Below are 19,162 nucleotides of genomic sequence, written 5' to 3'. Positions count from 1 at the left end.
TGACTTCATCGCAATGAACGGCTAGGGCGCAAGCTGAAGCAGGCGCTACAGGTGCATCAACTCCAGCAGTTCCGCAAAGGTCGCCTGCAACACCGCCCGGCCGTCTTCCGGCTCGCTTTCCAGGCGCTGGGCAAACACCTCGGGGGCCGAAAACTCGTGCAGGTTGCGGGTGAGGGGTGTTTCGGGCTCCTCGGTTTCGGCGCCCAGCGGGCGCACGGCGCTCAGGCGCAGGTGGCGGCGCTGCAGCACTTCCAGCTGCTGGCGGTCCAGCAGGTCCAGCACCTTGGCCAGCTGCTCGCTGACTTCGGCCGGGGCTAGGTCGGAGTGGATTTCGACATCCACCCAGGCCGGTAGGGGGTGAGTGGCGTTTTCGTAGGCCAGCAGGTCGGCCAGCACCTCGGGCAGCGTGCCCTGCACGCGCACCAGCCGGCGCGCCACCGGCACGGGCAGCACCTCCACGCGCGGCGCGGCGGCTCCCTCAAATTCCAGCAGCAGCACCTGCTTGGCATCCAGCCGCTCCGAAAACGACAGCGGAATCGGCGAGCCGCAGTAGCGGATGTGCGCCCGCCCGCCCACCTGCTGCGGCCGGTGCAGGTGGCCCAGCGCCACGTAATCGAAAATTTCGGGAAAATGGTCGGCCGTCACCTGGCCCAGATTGCCTACGTGAATGGTGCGTTCCGAATCGGAAGCCGCGCCGCCGGCCGCGTAGAGGTGGCCCGTGGCCAGCACCGGCAGGCCGTGGGTATCGCGGGCCAGCCACACGGCCTCGCACTCGGCCAGGCGGGCGTAATGGTCGGCAATGCCCTGGCGGATGCGGCCCTCCCGCTCCGCCGCCGACTCGCCCGGCACCGACAGGCGCACGTCGCGGTCGCGCAGAAACGGCACCGCACACACCACCAGGCCGGGCTGGCCCTGCGCATTTTCCAGCGTAAAAATCTGCTCCTCGAAGCACTCGGGCACGCAGCCCACCACGTGCACGCGCAGGTGGCGCAGCAGCCGGGCCGGGGCGTTCAGGGTGGCGGGGTGGTCGTGGTTGCCGCCCACTATCACCACGTCGCGGCAGCCGGTGGCCCGCAGCCCCACCAGAAACGAGTAGTACAGCTCCAGCGCCGCGCTGGGCGGGTTGCCGGTGTCGAATACGTCGCCGGCCACCACCAGCACCTCCACCCGCTGCTCGGCAATGGTGGCGGTGAGCCAGTGCAGGAAGCGCTGGTGCTCGTCGTGCCGGTCGTGGCCGGATTGCAGGCGCTGGCCCAGGTGCCAGTCGGCGGTGTGAAGGACGCGCATAATGGAGTAGAAAATGGAGTAGCGGACTTCGAAGATAACAGTTCCACGGCCATCAGCTTATCCAAATTACCAACAATAGCCTGCGCTAAATAAATTTTCGGAACAGCATTTCCAGTGTTTCTTGAATATCAATCTGCTAATGCTGGTATTCGAAATGTAGATGCCGGTAATTAACGGATTGTGCCAGCAGATTCAAAAATTCATTGCCTTAAATCCGCTCATAAATTCTTCGAACTTGCCAATGTTTTTATCGAAAGTTGTTTCCGTCGCCGTGTAATCTATCCAGAGATAAGCCGTTTTTGTTTCGAGTAAAATGTATTCACAATGGTACAGCAGCCCTCTCTGCATGATATAAACTTTGTAAGCATCGCCTACGTTTTTGTAATGCCCGAGCGGCTTTTTGCCCATGAATAGATGCGATTGACTCCACCGCACCGGATGACCAAATTCAAGCCCTTCAACCAGAAAATTCCTAAAGTCTTTCAGTGATTTATAATCCGATTTTCGGAAGGCTTTAATAACGATGGCATTTTCAATTCCTTCTACAGCAGGCAAAGTGCCTCCCCACACAAAAGCCGATTTGGTATCTCTCAAATGGAGCCAGTCTGGAACCTGAACCTGAAAATTAAACGTCGAATCTACATAGGTTAATTTGTCAATTCCTGATTCCTTTTGCCGGGTTCTTAAGTGCTCATAATTATCAAGCTCCTCATGCTTAGCGCCCGAGCTATCCACTGCTTGCCCAAAAGACAGGCGAGCACAAAGGGTGATTAATAGTATCAGGAATGATTTCATCGGAGAGCGTCGTGAGGCGGTTTGGGGCAGCATGAAATTGGGCTTGGTGCAATTAGACGCCAGACTAACTGCACCAAGCCCAATTCAGTGTAAGCATACCCGCCGCTGGGGCAGAAACCTTAGAAACAACAGTCGCTTAATGCACGGCCGCCTTCTGAAAGTCGTTAATGGCTTCGCCTAAATCCAGCACCTCCACACCGGGCAGCGCATTTTGCACGATGCTGGCCCCGGCGGCCGAGCGGTAGCCGCCCGCGCAGTGAACAAGCACCGGCTTATCGGCGGGGATTTCGTGGGCACGCTCGCGCAGCTCGGGCAGCGGAATGAGCAGGGCATTGTCGAAAACCGGAACCTTGGCCTCGGCGCGGTTGCGGATGTCCACGATGGTGAAGGCTTCGGGGTGCTGGCGCACGGCCTCCACATCCACGGCCGGCGAGGTGGCGGGCAGGGCGGAAGGGGCCAGGAGGGTGCCTTTGATGTTGCCTTCGTAGCCGATTTTGGCGGTTTTGCGCACCACCGTGTCCAGCGCAATCTGCGAGTCGGCCAGCAGGTAGAACTTCTCGCCGGGCCCCACTACCGAGCCCAGCCAGGTTTCAAACTTGCCGCCATCCTGCAGGTTGATGGCCCCGGGCAGGTGGCCGGCGCGGAATTTGGCGGCCGGGCGCGTGTCGATGAGGAGCACGCCGGGCTCCAGGGCGGCGGCGCTGCTCAGGTGCGGCACCGCCCGGATGCTGTCTTCGAAGCCGCGGGCGCCCTGCTTGTTCAGCTTCACGTCGTGGCCGAAGTATTTGGGCACGAAGGGCTGGTCTTCGAGCAGCACTTTGATAAACTCGTCCTCCGACATGGGCTGAAGGGCGTAGTTGGTTTTCAGCTCCTTGGCAATGGTGCTGTCCAGGTCGGGGCTGGTGGTTTTGCCACAGAGGCTGCCGGGGCCGTGCGCCGGGTATACCTTGGTGGCGCCGGGCAGGGTCATGAGCTTGTTGCGGGTGCTCTTGTACATCTGGGCGGCCAGCTCCTCGCGCTTGTGGCCGCCCACGGCCTCGTCTTCGCGCAGGTCGGGCCGGCCCACGTCGCCCACAAACAGCGTATCGCCGGTGAACACGGCGCGGCTCTGGGCCAGCTCATCCATGAGCAGGATGCTGATGGAGTCGGGCGAGTGGCCGGGGGTGTTGATGGCGTGCAGCTCGTAGCTGCCCAGCTTGATGCGGTCGCCGTCGTCGAAGGTTTTGTGCGGGTATCTGGCCCCTACCAGCTTGCTGCAGTAGATGGGGGCCTCGGTTTCTTCGGCAATCTCCAGGTGCGACGACACAAAATCGGCGTGCGGGTGCGTCTCGATAATGGCCACGATGCGGGCCTCGTGCTCGTCGGCAAAATCATAGTAAGGCTGCGGGTCGCGGCCCGGGTCGATGATGGCAACCTGGCGGCCGCTGCGCACGGCGTAGCTGGCGTGGGCCAGGCCCTTATCGTAAAACTGCTGGATTTGCACGGCCGAGGCCGTGCTACTGGGAAGGGGAGGCATGGGGAGAGGAGTTTTTAAGCCGGGTGGTTTGGCCAAATATAAGCAAGCGGCCGAATGCACGGACCTGCGTGGCCGGGGCTGGAACACGAAAAAGCCCCAACCGGAGAGGTTGGGGCTTTGTTTGCTATCGGCTGAGCGTGAGGCTTAAGCTTTGGCTTTTACTTTCATCTTGCCGCCGCCCTGGCCTTTGCCGTGGCCGTGGTGCTCGTCCTTCATCTTGTCGAATTTGGCGTATTGCTCGGGCGTGAGAATGGCCTTGAGCTGGGCCTGGTATTTCTCGTGCGAGGCCTTCATCTCGGCACGGCCGGCATCCTTGTTGGCGGCATATTTGGCTTTGAGGGCCTGGCTTTCCTGCTGGCGGGCCAGCAGCAGTTGCTCTACTTTGGCTTCCTGGTCGGCGCTGAGGCCGAGCTCTTTGGCCATCTTGCCGGCTTTGTGGTCGGCCATCTTGGCGGGGTCTTTGGGGCCCTTCTGGTAGTGGCGGGCCGTGGCGTTGGCATCGGAGCCGGTCGTTTTCACGGCGGTTTGGGCGAAGCTGGTGCCGGCAGTAGCGAAGGCGAGGGCTGCCAGCAGGGCGAGGGTCTTTTTCATGAGTGAAACGTAAAATAAAGAAGTAAGAAGGGGTGAGGGAACAGCAGCCTCGGAGGCGACAACCGCTCCGGCTGCCGAGGTCTTTGCAAGCGGTATGCCATGAATAATGGCCTAACGAAAAGCGCCCGCATCTGTCGATAAACGGGCGCTTTTTGTGGATGGAGCCACCCGAAACTACTGCGCGGCGGGCGCGCCCAGGCCCTGGCCGCTCTGGCGGCGCTCACGCATCTTGTCGCGCTGCTCGTCCTTCATCTGGCCGAATCTGGCATACTGCTCCGGCGTGAGGATGCCCTTAATCTGGGCATCGTACCTGGCCTGGGAGGCTTTCAGGTCCTGGCCCATGCCCCGGCGGCGGCCGCCGGTTTGCACCTGCTCGCGCAGGGCCAGCATTTCCTGGCGCTGGGCCAGCAGCACGGGCTGCAGCCGGGCCTGCTGGTCGGCCGAGAGGCCGAGCTCTTTGGCGAGGTACTGGGCGCGGCGCTCGGCCATCTGGTCGGGCGATTTCTGGGTGCCGGCCGGGGCGGGCTGCGCGGCGGGCGCCTGGGCAAAGCTGGTGGCAGTAGTGGCCGCCACGGTAGCGAGCAGCAGGAGGAGCTTTTTCATAAAATGGTAAGAATTGGGATAATAGCGAATGCCGGTTTGGATGCGGGCGCGGCAAGCGGGTTTAACGGCAGCGCCGGGGCCGGGCCGGATTTGAGCCGCAATATCAGCCCCGGCGGCAAACTGCGCCATTGCGCCGCCGGCGCCTGAACGGCCCCGACGTTGTTTTACTCGCTATATTTCGGACCCGCCGCTGTGGCCGGACCCGAACGTTGGGGCCGCCCGTGCCGGACGGCTTTGTTTTACCCTCTTTTTTATTTCACACTTCTTCCTCCTTTACACCTAACACATGGCAAGTATTTTCGCCAAAAAACCGTTGGCCGTGCTCCTGGGCGAGGCCAATGCTTCCGGGCACGGCACGCTGCAGCGCACGCTGGGCGCCGGCAACCTCGTGGCCCTGGGCGTGGGCGCCATCATCGGGGCGGGCCTGTTTGTGCGCACCGCCGCCGCCGCCGCGCAGGCCTCCGGGCCGGGCGTGACGCTGGCCTTCGTCGTGGCCGCCATCGGCTGCGTGTTCGCCGGCCTGTGCTACGCCGAGTTTGCGGCCATGATTCCCATTGCCGGCTCGGCCTACACCTACGCCTACACCACCATGGGCGAGTTTGTGGCCTGGGTCATCGGCTGGGCCCTGATTATGGAATACGCGCTGGGCGCGGCCACCGTCAGTATTGCCTGGAGCGAATACCTGAACAAGCTTCTGCAGGTGTTTGGGACCAGTATACCGTATAATCTCAGCCACTCGCCCTTCGAGAGCGCCGTGGTGAACGGCACGCTGGAGCACGGCCTCATCAACCTGCCAGCCCTGTTTGTCATCGTCATGCTGTCGCTGCTGCTCATCAAGGGCACGCAGGAATCGGCCATGTTCAACGCCATTGTGGTGGTGCTGAAGGTGGCCATCGTGCTGGTATTCATTGCCGTGGGCTGGCAGTTTATCAACCCCGCCAACCACACGCCCTACCTGATTCCGGACAACGCCGAGCCCGTGAAAAACGCGGCCGGCGAAGTGGTGCGCGAGTACACGGCCTGGAACAAGCACGGCTGGGGCGGTGTGCTGGGTGGCGCGGCCATCGTTTTCTTTGCCTTCATCGGGTTCGATGCCGTGAGCACGGCCGCGCAGGAGGCCAAAAACCCCAAGCGCGACATGCCCATCGGGATTCTGGGCTCGCTGGCGGTGTGCACGGTGCTCTACATCCTGTTTGGGCACGTGCTGACGGGTGTGGCCAACTGGCGCGAGTTTGCCGACCCGGCCCTGGGCGGCGAGGCTTCCGTAACCTACGCCATCAAGGCGCACATGCCCGGCTACGAGTGGCTCGGCACGGCCGTGACGGTGGCCATTCTGCTCGGCTTCTCGTCGGTTATTCTGGTGATGCTCATGGGCCAGAGCCGCGTGTTCTTCTCGATGGCCAAGGACGGCCTGATGCCCAAAGCCTTCTCCGACCTGCACCCCAAGTTCAACACGCCTTACAAGTCGAACCTGGCCCTGCTGGTGTTCGTGGGTGCGTTTGCGGCCTTCGTGCCCGGCTCGGTGGCCGGCGATTTGACCTCGTTCGGCACACTGCTGGCCTTCGTGCTGGTGAGCATCGGCGTGTGGCTCATGCGCCGCTCCGACCCCGACCAGCCCCGGCCGTTCCGCTCGCCGCTCTCGTCGGCCAGCTTCCCGCTGGTGCCCATCCTGGGCGCGGCCATCTGCACGCTCATGATTCTGGCCCTCGACTCGAACACCCTGAAACTGGCCCTGGGCTGGATGCTGCTCGGCTTCATCGTGTATTTCCTCTACGGCAAGAAAAACTCCATGCTCCAGAAGGGCGTGGTAGTGGTGCCCACGGAAATGGACGAAGAAGCCTTCATCAAGCCCGACCCGAACAACCGGTAAGCCTGTGAATTTTAATGCACAAAAAATCCCTGCCGACATCCGTCGGCAGGGATTTTTTGTGCTTGTGGAGCAACCATTCCGGCGAGTGGGGAGTCAACTTTACAACCTCTTTCCAATCTTTTCTACATGCAGCCTTTTCTCGCGCTTGCTCGCATCGGTGTCATTGCATTGCTGGTAACGTCAGGTGTGACCCTGAGCGGGTGCTTCGACAAATGCGTGGGCGTGAATTGCGCGCCCTGCAACGGCTTGCTGGACGACATTACCGTGGTTTTTGACCGCGACAGCCTGCAAGGTGGTTTTCGCAAAGCCGAAATAAACGGGGCCTATGCGGTGCGGTACAGTGCGCCCGGCTTCACCAACCCAATCGATACCGTTTGGCAGACGCGTGGCGGAGCCGATTTTTACGGGGCCATTACCACCCTGCGCCGGCTGCCGTGGCCGGCATTGCCCGTGCCGTATGATTTGGGGAGTTACAGCTTTCGCTTTGTGCTGCCCGCCGCCAACCGGACGTACAGCCTCAGCAGCATTGAGGTGCAAGCGGGTGCAGGCGGCGGCGATATCTGCTGCGACTGCGGCACGAACAAACGGCGACGTTTTGTGCTCAATGGCGTCGCCGTTGTGGCCGATGGCACAACTTATGACGAGCGCGCGGCCATAATCCGGCGCTAGCCCATCTCACGGCATGGCTGTTGCCTCGGTTTTGCCCCTGTGCGCTATCCAGCTGTCAGCTGAGCCGGTGCGTCCCGCCGCAACGGCTGCAGGCGCCCGTAGCTGAGGCTGCGCCACAGCCACTCCATCGGCCCGAAACGGAAATGCCGCAGCCACCAGCCGCAGAGCAGCAGCTGGAACAGAATAATGCCTGCCGCCAGCGGCCACAGCAGGGTAGGGCCCACCCGGCCGGCTAAGTGCAGCCCCAGGCCGGAAAACAACAGCGTGCCGATAACCGTCTGGCCCAGGTAGCAGGTGAGGGCCATGCGGCCCACGGGGGCCAGCAGGCGCAGCAGCCGGCGCGGGCCCGGCCGCTGCCACAGCAGCCCAAAGCTGGCGGCGTAGCCCAGGGCCAGCGGCCCCACGCCCAGCGCGTAGAGCGCGGCAAAAACCAGCCCGGCGGTTTCGCCCTGGCTGTAAGCGCCGCCCAGGTCGAGGTAGCCGTTGAGCAGGCAGGCGGGCAGGCCCACGGCGAGGCCCCAGGCGGCCACGCGCCGCAGCACGGGCCGGTAGGCTTCGAGCTGCCGGAACACCTGGTGCCGGCCTATCCAGAGGCCCAGCAGAAACATGGCCAGCACCTTGCACACCCGCCATTGAAACAGCAGGTCGCCGGCCCGGAAAAACGCGCCGGCCAGCAGGGCTTTTAAAAAAACGAAGTAGTTGTGGGTGGCATACACGTCGAAATAGGACTGCATGCCGACTTGCCGGGCGAGGTGCTCGCCGAAGCCATAGAAGGGCAGGGCCGGGGTGAGGGGCACGGGTGCTTTCCAGCCGCCGCCCAGCCAGAACAGCACCCACATGGGCACTGGCACGATGAGCAGCCCCACGGCCCAGCGAAAAATAGCCCGGTCGGACAGGCCGCGCAGGCGAACCAGTAGCAGGCCCACCAGGGCGTAAAAAGCCAGAATATCGCCCGGCCACAGCAGCAGCAAATGCGCCAGCCCGATGCCCAGCAGCACCCACAGCCGCCGCCGGTAGGTGAGCAGCCGGGTATCGCCCCGGGCCGTAGCGCCCTGCAATTGCAGCGCAAAGCCTACCCCGAAAAGCAGCGAAAACAGGGAGTAAAACTTGCCATCGACCAGGGCGCGGATGAGAAAAGCGGCGGCCGGGTCGGTAGCGGCCGTGGCCAGCGAGGCAGCGGGCGGCGCCCCTTTCTCGCCCCAGAAGCTGAAGCCGGTGAGCAGGTTGGCCAGGCACACGCCGCAGAGCGCAAAGCCGCGCAGGGCATCGAGCAGCTCGGCGCGGTCGGTTTCGGCCAGCGGGGCGGCGGGCAAAGGGGCGGAGGCATCCATAGGCGCAGGCGCCAGCCACCGGCGAAGTTGCCGGCCACCAGGCGCTTGCGAATATGAGATAAATATTTTGATTTATATATCTTAAGCCGTGGCCTTCACCTCGCTTTTGAGCTTGAGCACCCGGTCGCCGTTTTCCTGCACTATCACCAGGGCCGGGTTTTCGGGCGTGCCGTTGCGGTGAATTTCGGAGCCTTTGATGGTGCGGGAAATGGCCTCTTTGTGCACCGACTCGATTTTGCCGATAGCTGTGCCGGTGCCGTATTTCCAGCTGACTTTGGTGCCTTTGCGCATGGGAATTGGGAAGAAAGAAAAGCAGGGAGCGTATCGGGCTATGTACTCCGATTGGGCCCGTACCGTTGCCGCTCGCCTGGCGTGCTCAGGCCACGGCAGGCTGCTGCGTTTGATAACGTATAGCTGAGCGGTTATATGCCGATTATTGACCAAATTGCCCGCCCGGCGTGGTCCGGCCGGGTAGGCCGGGGGCCGGTGTTGTGCATGAAGCTACTTTTGAGAAACTTCGCTGTTATTCGTCGGACGGGGTTGCTGCTGCTGCTGCTTGGGGGAGGCACCGTGGCAGGCCGGGCGCAGACAGTGCTGGCCGACAGCCTGGCGCACCGCCGGGCCCAGGCCCCCGATTCGGCCCGGGCCCGGCTGCTGCTGGCCGATGCGCAGGCCCTGAAAGATGCGGAGCCCCAGGCCGCCTACCAGCTGGCGGCCCAGGCGCTGGGCGCGGCGCACGCTGCCAGCCAGTCCGCCCGCGAGCAGAGCGCCCACCTGTTGCTGGGCCGCCTGAGCAACGGGCAGGGCCGCTTTGAGGCGGCGGCCCGCCACCTGGTGCAGGCCCTGCGGCTGGCCGAGGCCCTGCACGATACCCTGGGCCAGGGCGTGGCCTACCTTAACCTGGGCAACACCAACAAGAACCTTCGGCAGCTGCCGAAGGCGCTGGCCAATGCCCGCCAGGCCCAGGCGCTGCTGGCCCCGCTGGCCCGCGCCGGCAATGCCAGGGCCGGCGCGGCGTTTGCCAAAGCCCTGTGCAACAGCGGCACGGTGCAAATGGAAATGAAGCAATACGGCCCGGCCCGGGCCGACCTGCTGGCCAGCCTGCGCCAGGGCCGTGCCCTGGGCGACTCCAGCGCCGCCAGCCTAGCGCTCTACAACCTGGGGGCGCTGGCGCTTCGCACCAGGCAGGGGCAGGCCGCCTACGACTACTACCGCCAGACGCTGGCCATCGACCAGGCGCGGGGCGACGTGCAGGCGCAGGCCGAATCCTGGCTGAACCTGGGCGATGCGCTGGCCCTGCTGCACCGCCCCGCCGAGGCCGAGGCCGCTTACCGCCGCGCCCTGCCGCTGGCCCGGCAGGCGCAGGCCCTGCCGCTGGTGCGCGTGGTGTACAACGGCTTTGCCAGCCTGTACGAGGAAACCGGCCGCCCGGCACTGGCCCTGGCCTGGCAAAAGCGCTTTGCCGCGCTCAACGACAGCATTTTTGAGCGCGAAAGCGCCGACCAGGTGGCCGAGCTCCAGACCAGGTACGACACCGAGAAAAAGGAAGCCCGGAACCGCCTGCAAGCCCAGCAGCTGCAAACCCAGCAGCAGGTAATCCGGCGGCGCAACGTGCAGCTGTGGGGCGGGCTGGCCGTGGCGGCGCTGCTGGCGGGGCTGGCCTATCTGCTGGCCAACCGCCGCCGGCTGCGCCGCGAAGTGGAGTTTGCCCAGGAGCGGCAGCAGCTGGAGCGCCAGCGGGCCCAGGCCGTGCTGGAGGCCGAGGAGGCCGAGCGCCGCCGCATCGGCTCCGATTTGCACGACGGCGTGGGCCAGCTGCTCACGGCGGCCCGGCTCAACCTGCACTCGCTGGGCGAGGAGCTGGGCGTGCAGACCGCGGGCCGGCAGGCGCTGCTGCAAAACGCCCTGGCCGTGGTGGATGAAAGCTTTGCCGAAGTGCGCAGCATCAGCCACAACCTCATGCCCAACGCCCTGCTAAAGCGGGGCCTGGCCCAGGCCGTGCGCGATTTCCTGGACAAGCTGCCGGCGGCGGGCCGGGTCAAAATCAACCTCGAAGTGGTGGGCCTGGACCGGGGCGGCCGCCTGGAGCCGACCACCGAAAACGTGCTGTTTCGCGTGATTCAGGAGCTGGTGCAGAACATTCTCAAGCACGCCCGGGCCACGGAGGTGACGCTGCAAATCATCCGCCACCCCGACGAGCTGACGGTGCTGGTGGAAGACAACGGCGTGGGCTTCGACCCCGCCGCGCTGGGGCCGGACGCCGGCATCGGCCTGAAAAACATCGAAAGCCGCATGGCCTACCTCGGCGGCCGGGCCGATTTTGATGCCGCCCCCGGCCGGGGCACCACCGTGACGCTGGAAGTACCGCTGCTGCCCGTGGCCGGCTAAGGCTCAAAGGAATTCGACCAGCTTATGAAGCTATGAAGCAGAAAAACGATACGTATTCGCCCCGACGCTGTGCTATGCCCCGATTTTACTTCCCCTACATTCTTTTGCTGGCGCTGCTGCTGGCCTTGCCGGGGCCGGCCCCGGCCCAAAAGGCCCAATACGCCGCTCCCAAGCGCAACACCCGCGAGGTGGACAGCCTGCGCCGCGTGCTGGCCCAGCACCCGCACGACACCAACGGCACCAGGGCGCTGGTGACGCTGATGTTCAACTTTCAGTACAACGACACGGCCCAGGCCGGGGCCTACGGCCGCCAGGCCGCCCGGCTGGCCCGCGCCATCGGCGACCGGAAACGGCTGGCGCGCGCCGCCTACAACCTGGCCACGCTGGCGGCCCAGGGCGGCCACAACGACGATGCGGTGCGCCTGTACATGATTTCGGCGCGGGAGTTTCGGGGCCTGGGCAACTCGCTCTGGGAGGGCCACAACTACGCCAATGCCGCCCGCCGCCGCTCCGAAGAAGGCCGCTACACCGAGGCCATGCGCCTGAGCCTGCGCGGCCTGCGCCTGCGCCAGGCCGCCCACGACACCGCCGCGGTGGCGGACTCGTACGGCACCATTGGCCAGATTTATCTGGAGCAGCAAAACCTGCCCGCCGCCCAAACGGCCTACGAGCAAAGCCTGCGCGGCTGGCAGCAGGCGCATGTGCCGCCCTACATTCTGCACTGCATCAACCACCTGGCAATCATTCACCGCGACGCGGGCCGGTTTGGGCGGGCCCGCGCGTACCTGGCGCAGGGCCTGGCCGTGGCGCGGGCCCAGCCCGACACCAGCGCCATCGAGGGCGTCCTGCTCACGCTGGCCGTGCTGGAGCAGCGCCAGAACCGCTGGGCGGCTTCGCTGCCGCTGCTGCGCCGGGTGGAGGCGGGCTACAACCGCCAGGCGGCGGGCAACATCACGCCCGGGGCCCGCGCCGATTTATATTCTATTCTGGGCGAGTCGCTGGTGCAAACCGGCCAGGCCCGCGCCGCCGCGCCTTACCTGCAGGAGTCCCTGGCGCTGGCCCGTGCCAACCACGACCGCCAGGAAGAAGCCGATGCCCTCGAAGGGCTGGCCGACCTGGCCGCCGCCCGCGCCGACTACCGCGGGGCTTTCAACTACCACCGCGCCCTGGAGCTGCTGAAGGACACCCTGCGCCTGGCCGCCACCACCCGCACCGTGGCCGAGCTGCAAACCCAGTACGAAACCGAGCAGAAGGAAGCCCGCAACCGCCTGCAGGCCGCGCAGCTGCGGGCCCAGCAGCAGGTAATCCGGCGGCGCAACGTGCAGCTGTGGGCCGGGCTGGCCATTGCCGCGCTGCTGGCCGGGCTGGGGTATTTGCTGGTGAGCCGCCGCCGGCTGCGCCGCGAAATTGAGTTTGGCGAGGAGCGGCAGCAGCTCACCCAGCAGCGCGCCGCCGCCGTGCTGGAAGCCGAGGAAACCGAGCGCCGCCGCATCGGGGCCGACCTGCACGACGGCGTGGGCCAGCTGCTGAGCGTGGCCAAGCTCAACCTGCACGGCCTGTGCGAAGACCTGCACCCCCTCCTCAGCCCCGAGCAGCAGCACCGCTTCGAGGACGCCATCGGCGTAGTGGACGAGGGCGTGCGCGAGGTGCGCGGCATCTCGCACAACCTGCTGCCCAATGCCCTCATCAAGCGCGGGCTGGCCCGGGCCGTGCGCGAGTTTCTGGACCTGATTCAGCGGCCCGGCCGGCTGCGCATCCACGTCGAAACCCTGGGGCTGGACGAATTCCGCCTGGCCCCCACCGTGGAGAGCACCCTCTACCGCGTGGTGCAGGAAGTGGTGCAGAACATTGTGAAGCACGCGCAGGCCACCGAAATCAACCTCCAGCTCATCCGCCACGCCCACGAGCTGACCCTGCTGGTGGAGGACAACGGCGTGGGCTTCGACCCCGCCGCGCTGGGGCCGGACGCCGGCATCGGCCTGAAAAACATCGAAAGCCGGGTGGCCTACCTCGGCGGCACGCTGCACCTCGACAGCCGCCCCGGCCACGGCACTACCGTGACGGCCACGGTGCCGCTGGCGGGCTGAGAGCTGGGCGAGTGACGGCTTTTTTTGCTGAAGCAATGATGAAGGACGATGAAATCCTGCTATGTTTGAATGAGTGTATGCACTGCGTATAACCCTTTCTTTTCGCTTCCCCATGTCCGCCGTCCTTCCGCTTTCCCGTGTCAATGTGCTGCTGGTTGATGACCACCAGATGGTGATTGAAGGCATCAAAACCCTGTTGAAATCTGACCAGGCCGTGCGCGTGGTGGCCCAGGCCAACTCCGGCGCCGAGGCCCTGCGCCGCCTGCACGACCACCCCGAAGTGCAGGTGGCCCTCGTCGATTTGAACATGCCCGGCATGAGCGGCGTGGAGCTCACCCAGCGCATTCGCACCGCGTTTCCGGCCGTGCGGGTGCTGGCCCTGAGCATGTTCCACGACCACGCCTCCATCATGGAAGTGCTCGAAGCGGGCGGCCTGGGCTACCTGCTGAAGAACACCACCAAGGCCGAGCTCAGCGCCGCCATTGCCGACGTGGCCGCCGGCCGCACCCACTACAGCCAGGAGGTAGGCCAGACGTTGCTGCAGCACCTCGAAGTGCCCGGCCAGCGCAGCGCGGCGCCGCCCGTGGTGGAGCTCACGGCCCGCGAAAAGGAGATTCTGCGCCTCGTGGCCGATGAAAAGTCGAACCAGGCCATTGCCGAGGCGCTGTTTATCTCGGAGCGCACCGTGGAAACGCACCGCAAAAACATCCTCACCAAAACCAGCTGCAAGTCGGTGATTGGGCTGATTCAGTACGCCATCAAGCACAAGCTGCTGGCGTAGCGGGACTTTTGCCCAATGAAGAACGTCATGCTGAGCGCAGTCGAAGCATCTCTGCCTCGGAAGAAATCCAAGCAGTTGAATTAGTAATGAGGTAGAGATGCTTCGACTGCGCTCAGCATGACGTTCTGTTTACGCACCACTCCGCCCATTCCGCCGTTCTTTTGCGTAGTTCACCCAGCGCGGCCTTTTTCGCGGCGCCTTCGCAAATGCTCCGATTTCTTGTACTGCTTTCCCTGCTGCCTTTTTTTGCTTCGGCCCAGCCGGCCGCTTTCGTGCCCGACGACCGGGCCTATTACGGGGTGATTGACCGGGGCAGCGGGCGCTGCCTCGACATTGCCAGCGCCAGCACCACCAGCGGCGCGGCCGCCGTGCAGTGGGAGTTCACCCACGCCAACAGCCAGCAGTGGCGCTTTGTGCCCATTCGGGAGGGCAGCGAGTATTTCCGCATCGAGGCCAAACACAGCGGCCAGTGCCTGACCGTGGACAAGCCCGGCGAAAACACGCCGCTGGTGCAGCGCCCGTTTCAGGGCAGCGAGCAGCAGCAGTGGCGGCTGGTGCCGGCGGGCCCGGCCGGCAGCTTCCAGCTCGAAAACCGCAGCGAAAGCCGGGTGGCGGCGCTGGCGACTTCCGATAAGTTCAACGGCACGCCGGTGCTGGCCCAGAAGAACAACGGCCGTGCCAGCCAGCAGTGGCGGCTGTTTCGGCTGCGGCTGAACGTGCTGGAAGGCCCGTCGCCCTTCGGCCCGCCGCAGCCGCTGGCCGGCGCCATCAACACGCCCGGCAACGAGGTGCACCCCGTCCTCAGCCCCGATGGCACCACGCTGTATTTCGCCCGCACCAAGTTTGCCGGCAACACCGAGGGCAACACCGACTCGGGCGATGCCTGGCTGAGCCAGAGCCCGGACAAGGGCCAGACCTGGGGCGCGCCCACGCGCCTGGACGGCATCAACACGCCGCAGAACAACGCCGTGGAATCGACCACCGGCACGGGCGGGCAGCTGCTGCTGGTGCGCGGCACCTACGGCCGCGACGGCTTCGTGGACGACGGCCTGAGCCGGGTGGCACAGTCGGCGGCCACGGCGGCGGGCGCTACGCCCAAAAGCACCAGGCCGGAGGCGCTGCGCATTGCCAATTTCTACTCGGCGGTGCCCGGCACGGGGTTTTTTATGTCGGCCGATGGCAAAACGCTGCTGCTCTCGCTGGAGCGCGGCGACTCCGAAGGCGGCAACGACCTTTACCTGAGCCGGCCCGATGGCAGCGGCGGCTACACCGAGCCCAAAAGCCTGGGCCCGGTGCTGAACTCGCCCGGTTTCGACTTCGCGCCCTGGCTCGCGCCCGATGGCAAAACGCTGTATTTTGCCTCCTACGGCCACATGGGCTACGGCTCGGCCGATATGTTTGTGAGCCAGCGCCTCGACGACAGCTGGACCCGCTGGAGCGAGCCGCGCAACCTGGGCCCGGCCCTGAACGGCCCCGGCTTCAACGCCTTCCTGACCCTGACGCCCGACGGCAAGACGGCTTATTATTCGTCTTCCACCACGCCCAACGGCACCAAGGACATCTGGCGCACGGGCCGCGCCGTGCCGGCCGATTCGCTGCCCAAGCCCGCCGTGGCCGAAGTTTCGGAAAATGCCGGCCGGGCCTACCTCACCGGCCGCGTGCTCGATGCCCGCACCAAACAGCCCATTGCGGGGGCCACCGTGAAGGCCAGCCTGCTGGGCACCAGCAAAACCAGCCCGCAGTTTCTGGCCACCAGCAAAACCGACAATTCGGGCAACTACCAGATGTCGCTGCTGCAGGGGCGGTACGCCCTCTCGGCCACGGGCGGCGGCCTGCTCACGGTGAGCGACACGCTGCTGGCCAGCGGCTCGCCCCGGCGCGATTTGCTGCTGCTGCCCGCCGCCGTGGGAGCCAAAGTTGATTTGCCTACCATCATTTTTGCCCAGGGCAAGGCCACGCTGCTCGGCTCGTCCTACCTGGAGCTGAACCGCCTGGCCATTGCCCTGCAAGCCGCGCCCGCCACCGAAGTGCGCCTCGAAGGCCACACCGACAACGTGGGCCCGGCCGACAAAAACCAGCAGCTTTCCGAAGACCGGGTGGCCGAGGTGAAGCGCTACCTCGTGGGCCGCGGCATTGGCGAAAACCGCATCACGACCATCGGTTTTGGCGGCACCAGGCCCCGCTACGGCAACGACCGCGAGGAAACCCGCAGGCTGAATAGAAGGGTGGAGCTGGTGATTGTGAAGTAGTTGCACAATGGCTTGGGCTCTGCAAGTCCGAGCGCGAGCGAAGCGAGCATGCGGCACCGGACCATAGCAGCCGCCCGATACTCGCTACGCTCACTGCTCGGCCTCGCAGAGCCCGCGCTACCGCTTTCGCCGCCAGATAAACCCATCCAGCACGTAGTGCGTGGATTGCGGCAGCGCCAGCAGCGGCACCAGCCACATGAGCAGCGCCGGGCTGGCCACCGCGGGCAAGTGCTGAAACCAGCCGAACACCGTGCCGTGCTCGCGCCACACCAGCCCGTCCCACAGGCCTTCTTCGAGGAAAGCGAACAGCACCACCGCCCCCAGAAAAACGGCCAGCCCGTAGCGCCCGGCCCAGGCACCCCGGCGCGGCGGGGCCGGGGCATCGGGCCGGGAAGGCCCGCCGGCCCACACCAGCGCCAGATACGGAATGCCGTGCGATACCACGTTGAGCAGGGTGAAGGCGAGGTCGCCATTGAATAGCACGATGCCCACGTACCACGATACCAAAGTGCCGCCCAGCAGCAGGTTGCGCGGCAGGTTGAACGTGCGGGTGCGCTGCCAGAGGTACGCTTCGCGGCCGAGGTAGGCGAGTATCAGGGCCACGTAGAGCACCGTGGCCACCAGTCGGCCGGCCGGCCAGTCCAGCTGCACAAAGTCCCCATCCACAAACCAGTTGAAGTTGCGTCCCGGCGAAAAATGCCAGTACAGCAGCGGGTAGAGGGTGGCGTAGTAAATCAGCGCCGTGGCCAGCCAGCGCCCCGGTGCGGGCGCGTCGTGGCGGCTATAAATCCGCAGAAACCCATACTGCTGCCGAATGAAATGGAACACCGCCAAGTAGGCCAGCACCCGCCAGAACAGCAGCCCGCCCCGGCTGTGCAGGGCCACGCCCACCGCGTAGCAGGCCACCGGTGCCGCCCACAGCAGCACGCGCCGCTCGCGCCGTTTCACGGGGTCGAAGTAGGTCTGGAACAGCGTGCCGTAGACGTGCGCCACATCGATGAGCACCACCAGCGCCACCCAGGCCAGCAGCGGCATGGCCGCCGTGCTGCGGTAGGCGGCCGGCAGCGCCAGCACCACCAGCAGCGCCAGAAACGGCGGCGCGAGGATGAGCAAACCATCGTAGCGCAGGGAGCGAATCCAGGGCTGGGCCATGAGAATAAGAGTAGGGGCGGGGCTTGCCCCCGCCCGTAGTTGAACGGTTTTGTTGGCTTGGCGCGAATAGCCGGGCGGGGCAGGTCCCGCCCCTACATCGTTCTGTTATGTAGCATCTCCCGCGCCGCCCGAATGCCCTGGTAAAACCCTTCCTCAAAAATGGAAATCCCGCTGAAATCAGTGTGAGCGAAAAAAATACGGCCTCGCACCGGCTGCATGGCCGCCTGCCGCGCGGCGCCCCAGAGTAGGCCGGGCGTGGGGGCCACCATGCCGTGCCCCCACACCCAGAGGTCGGCCTGCCGGATGTAGGGCGTCACGCCGGGGTGGTAGGTTTCGAGCTCGGCCACCACGCGGGGCAGCCAGTCGGCGTAGGTGGTTTGGTAGGCCCGGCGGCGGGCCAGGGCGGGGGCTTCGTCGGTAAGGGGCCAGTAGAGGGTGATGACTTTGGGGCTGCCATCGTCTTGCTTTAAGGACTGTTGGCTAGCGTTCACGTAGCCCAGCGAGGCGCTGCCGTAGCGCACGTTGTCCCAGCTCAGGGGGCGGCCGGGGCCTTGCGGCAGGCCCTCCACGGTGAGGTTGGCGATGAGCCAGGGCGCATGATGCAGGCTGCCGGGCGGCAGCAGCTGGTGGCCGGACACGTTTGCCAGCAGCCGGTGGGCAATGTGCTGGGGCGTAGCCAGCAGCACCTGCCGGGCCTGCACGCGGGTGCTCTGGCGGGTGGCCACGTCGTAGGTCAGCACTTCTACGCCGGCTGCGGTTTCGCGCAGGTCATAGGCCAGGGTGTGGGTCTGAATGGGCGCGCCGGCCTGCCGGCGCAGGTGGTCGGCCAGGAAGTGGTTGCCCTCGGGCCAGGTGAGCACGTCGCTGCCGGTGGCGTTGTGGGCGCGGCCCTTGCGGCTGGCGAAGTAGTGCAGGCCGGCCCAGGCCGATACCTGCGCGGCCGTGGCGCCGTAGTCGTCGCGGCAGGCGTAGTCGAGGTACCAGCGCAGCGCGGGCGCGGTGAAGCCTTCGCGGGTGAGGTAGTCGGCAAAGGAAAGCTGGTCGAGCTGGCGGTACGCGGCATCGGACGAGGCGTGGGCCAGGGGGATGCAGAAGGCATCGCGGCCGTCCCGGCCCTGGGCCGTTTTCAGCCTTTCAATCAGCTGGAAGAAGCGGGCAACCTGCGCCTGGTCAGCAGTGGAAAGGCCGAGGCCGGGCACCAGCCCTTCCTGCCAGTGGCCCTGAATGCTGAGCCGCTCCTCGGGGTCGTGGCAGAGGTGGTAGTCGTTGTAGATGGGCCGGCCATCGGGCGCGTAGCCGGTGAGGGTGCCCGCTTCGTGCAGAAAATCAAGCAGCTCCACGTTGCGCACGTCGGGCACGGGCAGGTAGTGCGCGCCCCACGGATAGGCCGACGCGGCGTTGCGCCCGGCCGCGGCATTGCCTCCGGTTTCGGCCGCGAGCTCCACCAGCAGCGTGTTGGGCTGGCCGTGGCGGTGCAGCCAGCGCCGCGCCGAGAGGCCCGCCACGCCGCCGCCGATTATCAGCACCTCGGTCTGCATGGTGCGGGTGGGCGCGGGGATTTTACTCGGGTCGCGCAGCAGGTGGCCGGTGGCGGCGTCCTGGCCCAGCAGCTGGCCTTTGATGTGGGCCAGCGGGTTGGCCGGGGCGCAGCCGGGCAGGGCCGGCAGGAGCAGCGCCCCGGTGAGGGCCGCCCCGCTTTGGGCCAGAAAAGAGCGACGGGTGGGCATGGGAGAGGAGAGAAGAAAGGAGAAAAGCTAACTGAATAAGACCGTCATGCTGAGCGTAGCCGAAGCATCTCGCTCGCACCATCCTCACGATTGAATTACTGCTACACGCGAGATGC

General features: G+C 65.4%; 15 protein-coding genes. 6 read left to right on the top strand and 9 right to left on the bottom strand.

Annotated elements, in window-relative coordinates; genetic code table 11:
* Nucleotides 1-45 precede the first annotated feature (45 nt).
* The 5 genes from sbcD to ACYVHT_RS00765 all read right to left on the bottom strand — a co-directional run bounded on the left by sbcD (nucleotide 46) and on the right by ACYVHT_RS00765 (nucleotide 4,792).
* Nucleotides 46-1,287, bottom strand: coding sequence for an exonuclease subunit SbcD (gene sbcD / locus ACYVHT_RS00785; RefSeq protein ID WP_460546944.1), 1,242 nt, complete (start codon nucleotides 1,285-1,287; stop codon nucleotides 46-48).
* A gap of 192 nt (nucleotides 1,288-1,479) precedes the next feature.
* On the bottom strand, nucleotides 1,480-2,082 hold the full coding sequence (locus tag ACYVHT_RS00780) for a hypothetical protein (RefSeq protein WP_460546942.1): 603 nt from the start codon (nucleotides 2,080-2,082) through the stop codon (nucleotides 1,480-1,482).
* A 136-nt stretch (nucleotides 2,083-2,218) separates the two neighbouring features.
* A complete protein-coding gene (locus ACYVHT_RS00775; protein ID WP_460546940.1) occupies nucleotides 2,219-3,598 on the bottom strand; it encodes an MBL fold metallo-hydrolase in 1,380 nt (459 codons plus the stop codon).
* Nucleotides 3,599-3,742: 144 nt separating this feature from the next.
* On the bottom strand, nucleotides 3,743-4,189 hold the full coding sequence (locus tag ACYVHT_RS00770; RefSeq protein WP_460546938.1) for a hypothetical protein: 447 nt from the start codon (nucleotides 4,187-4,189) through the stop codon (nucleotides 3,743-3,745).
* 174 nt (nucleotides 4,190-4,363) lie between these two features.
* Nucleotides 4,364-4,792, bottom strand: coding sequence for a hypothetical protein (locus ACYVHT_RS00765; protein ID WP_460546936.1), 429 nt, complete (start codon nucleotides 4,790-4,792; stop codon nucleotides 4,364-4,366).
* Between the two features lie 286 nt (nucleotides 4,793-5,078).
* On the opposite strand from ACYVHT_RS00765, the gene ACYVHT_RS00760 reads away from it, so the two are divergent.
* Together ACYVHT_RS00760 and ACYVHT_RS00755 are read left to right on the top strand one after the other, a co-directional pair.
* Nucleotides 5,079-6,662, top strand: coding sequence for an amino acid permease (locus tag ACYVHT_RS00760; protein WP_460546934.1), 1,584 nt, complete (start codon nucleotides 5,079-5,081; stop codon nucleotides 6,660-6,662).
* 126 nt (nucleotides 6,663-6,788) lie between these two features.
* Entirely contained in the window at nucleotides 6,789-7,331 is a 543-nt protein-coding gene (locus ACYVHT_RS00755) for a hypothetical protein (RefSeq protein ID WP_460546933.1), read from the top strand.
* 44 nt (nucleotides 7,332-7,375) lie between these two features.
* Here the strand turns inward: ACYVHT_RS00755 and ACYVHT_RS00750 are convergent, their stop codons facing one another.
* Both ACYVHT_RS00750 and ACYVHT_RS00745 read right to left on the bottom strand, forming a co-directional pair.
* On the bottom strand, nucleotides 7,376-8,662 hold the full coding sequence (locus ACYVHT_RS00750; RefSeq protein ID WP_460546931.1) for a DUF418 domain-containing protein: 1,287 nt from the start codon (nucleotides 8,660-8,662) through the stop codon (nucleotides 7,376-7,378).
* 81 nt (nucleotides 8,663-8,743) lie between these two features.
* Nucleotides 8,744-8,953 carry a hypervirulence associated TUDOR domain-containing protein gene (locus ACYVHT_RS00745; protein WP_460546929.1) on the bottom strand — a complete coding sequence of 70 codons (210 nt, stop codon included), beginning with the start codon at nucleotides 8,951-8,953 and terminating at the stop codon, nucleotides 8,744-8,746.
* Between the two features lie 216 nt (nucleotides 8,954-9,169).
* Between ACYVHT_RS00745 and ACYVHT_RS00740 the strand changes: the two genes are divergently transcribed.
* The 4 genes from ACYVHT_RS00740 to ACYVHT_RS00725 all read left to right on the top strand — a co-directional run bounded on the left by ACYVHT_RS00740 (nucleotide 9,170) and on the right by ACYVHT_RS00725 (nucleotide 16,167).
* Nucleotides 9,170-11,050: a tetratricopeptide repeat-containing sensor histidine kinase gene (locus ACYVHT_RS00740; protein ID WP_460546927.1), complete on the top strand. Its 1,881-nt coding sequence runs from the start codon at nucleotides 9,170-9,172 to the stop codon at nucleotides 11,048-11,050.
* A gap of 74 nt (nucleotides 11,051-11,124) precedes the next feature.
* Nucleotides 11,125-13,137, top strand: a complete 2,013-nt coding sequence (locus ACYVHT_RS00735) for a tetratricopeptide repeat-containing sensor histidine kinase (protein WP_460546925.1) — start codon at nucleotides 11,125-11,127, stop codon at nucleotides 13,135-13,137.
* Between the two features lie 112 nt (nucleotides 13,138-13,249).
* The gene (locus ACYVHT_RS00730; protein ID WP_460546923.1) at nucleotides 13,250-13,918 is read left to right on the top strand and encodes a response regulator; all 669 of its coding nucleotides are present in this window, start codon (nucleotides 13,250-13,252) and stop codon (nucleotides 13,916-13,918) included.
* 206 nt (nucleotides 13,919-14,124) lie between these two features.
* Nucleotides 14,125-16,167, top strand: a complete 2,043-nt coding sequence (locus ACYVHT_RS00725) for an RICIN domain-containing protein (RefSeq protein ID WP_460546921.1) — start codon at nucleotides 14,125-14,127, stop codon at nucleotides 16,165-16,167.
* Between the two features lie 117 nt (nucleotides 16,168-16,284).
* On the opposite strand, the gene ACYVHT_RS00720 is transcribed toward ACYVHT_RS00725, so the two are convergent.
* Together ACYVHT_RS00720 and ACYVHT_RS00715 are read right to left on the bottom strand one after the other, a co-directional pair.
* On the bottom strand, nucleotides 16,285-17,319 hold the full coding sequence (locus tag ACYVHT_RS00720; RefSeq protein WP_460546919.1) for a hypothetical protein: 1,035 nt from the start codon (nucleotides 17,317-17,319) through the stop codon (nucleotides 16,285-16,287).
* 92 nt (nucleotides 17,320-17,411) lie between these two features.
* Nucleotides 17,412-19,046, bottom strand: a complete 1,635-nt coding sequence (locus ACYVHT_RS00715; protein ID WP_460546917.1) for a flavin monoamine oxidase family protein — start codon at nucleotides 19,044-19,046, stop codon at nucleotides 17,412-17,414.
* Nucleotides 19,047-19,162 lie beyond the last annotated feature (116 nt).

Source organism: Hymenobacter daeguensis (assembly GCF_054780555.1).
The sequence above is the reverse complement of the archived record's forward strand: the minus strand, read 5'-3'. Positions and strand labels throughout refer to the sequence as shown.

What these genes read in the sequence shown, in the direction of transcription:
- sbcD (WP_460546944.1), bottom strand. Translation starts at nt 1,287, where the DNA reads ATGCGCGTCCTTCACACCGCCGACTGGCACCTGGGCCAGCGCCTGCAA.
- ACYVHT_RS00780 (WP_460546942.1), bottom strand. Translation starts at nt 2,082, where the DNA reads ATGAAATCATTCCTGATACTATTAATCACCCTTTGTGCTCGCCTGTCT.
- ACYVHT_RS00775 (WP_460546940.1), bottom strand. Translation starts at nt 3,598, where the DNA reads ATGCCTCCCCTTCCCAGTAGCACGGCCTCGGCCGTGCAAATCCAGCAG.
- ACYVHT_RS00770 (WP_460546938.1), bottom strand. Translation starts at nt 4,189, where the DNA reads ATGAAAAAGACCCTCGCCCTGCTGGCAGCCCTCGCCTTCGCTACTGCC.
- ACYVHT_RS00765 (WP_460546936.1), bottom strand. Translation starts at nt 4,792, where the DNA reads ATGAAAAAGCTCCTCCTGCTGCTCGCTACCGTGGCGGCCACTACTGCC.
- ACYVHT_RS00760 (WP_460546934.1), top strand. Translation starts at nt 5,079, where the DNA reads ATGGCAAGTATTTTCGCCAAAAAACCGTTGGCCGTGCTCCTGGGCGAG.
- ACYVHT_RS00755 (WP_460546933.1), top strand. Translation starts at nt 6,789, where the DNA reads ATGCAGCCTTTTCTCGCGCTTGCTCGCATCGGTGTCATTGCATTGCTG.
- ACYVHT_RS00750 (WP_460546931.1), bottom strand. Translation starts at nt 8,662, where the DNA reads ATGGATGCCTCCGCCCCTTTGCCCGCCGCCCCGCTGGCCGAAACCGAC.
- ACYVHT_RS00745 (WP_460546929.1), bottom strand. Translation starts at nt 8,953, where the DNA reads ATGCGCAAAGGCACCAAAGTCAGCTGGAAATACGGCACCGGCACAGCT.
- ACYVHT_RS00735 (WP_460546925.1), top strand. Translation starts at nt 11,125, where the DNA reads ATGCCCCGATTTTACTTCCCCTACATTCTTTTGCTGGCGCTGCTGCTG.
- ACYVHT_RS00730 (WP_460546923.1), top strand. Translation starts at nt 13,250, where the DNA reads ATGTCCGCCGTCCTTCCGCTTTCCCGTGTCAATGTGCTGCTGGTTGAT.
- ACYVHT_RS00725 (WP_460546921.1), top strand. Translation starts at nt 14,125, where the DNA reads ATGCTCCGATTTCTTGTACTGCTTTCCCTGCTGCCTTTTTTTGCTTCG.
- ACYVHT_RS00720 (WP_460546919.1), bottom strand. Translation starts at nt 17,319, where the DNA reads ATGGCCCAGCCCTGGATTCGCTCCCTGCGCTACGATGGTTTGCTCATC.
- ACYVHT_RS00715 (WP_460546917.1), bottom strand. Translation starts at nt 19,046, where the DNA reads ATGCCCACCCGTCGCTCTTTTCTGGCCCAAAGCGGGGCGGCCCTCACC.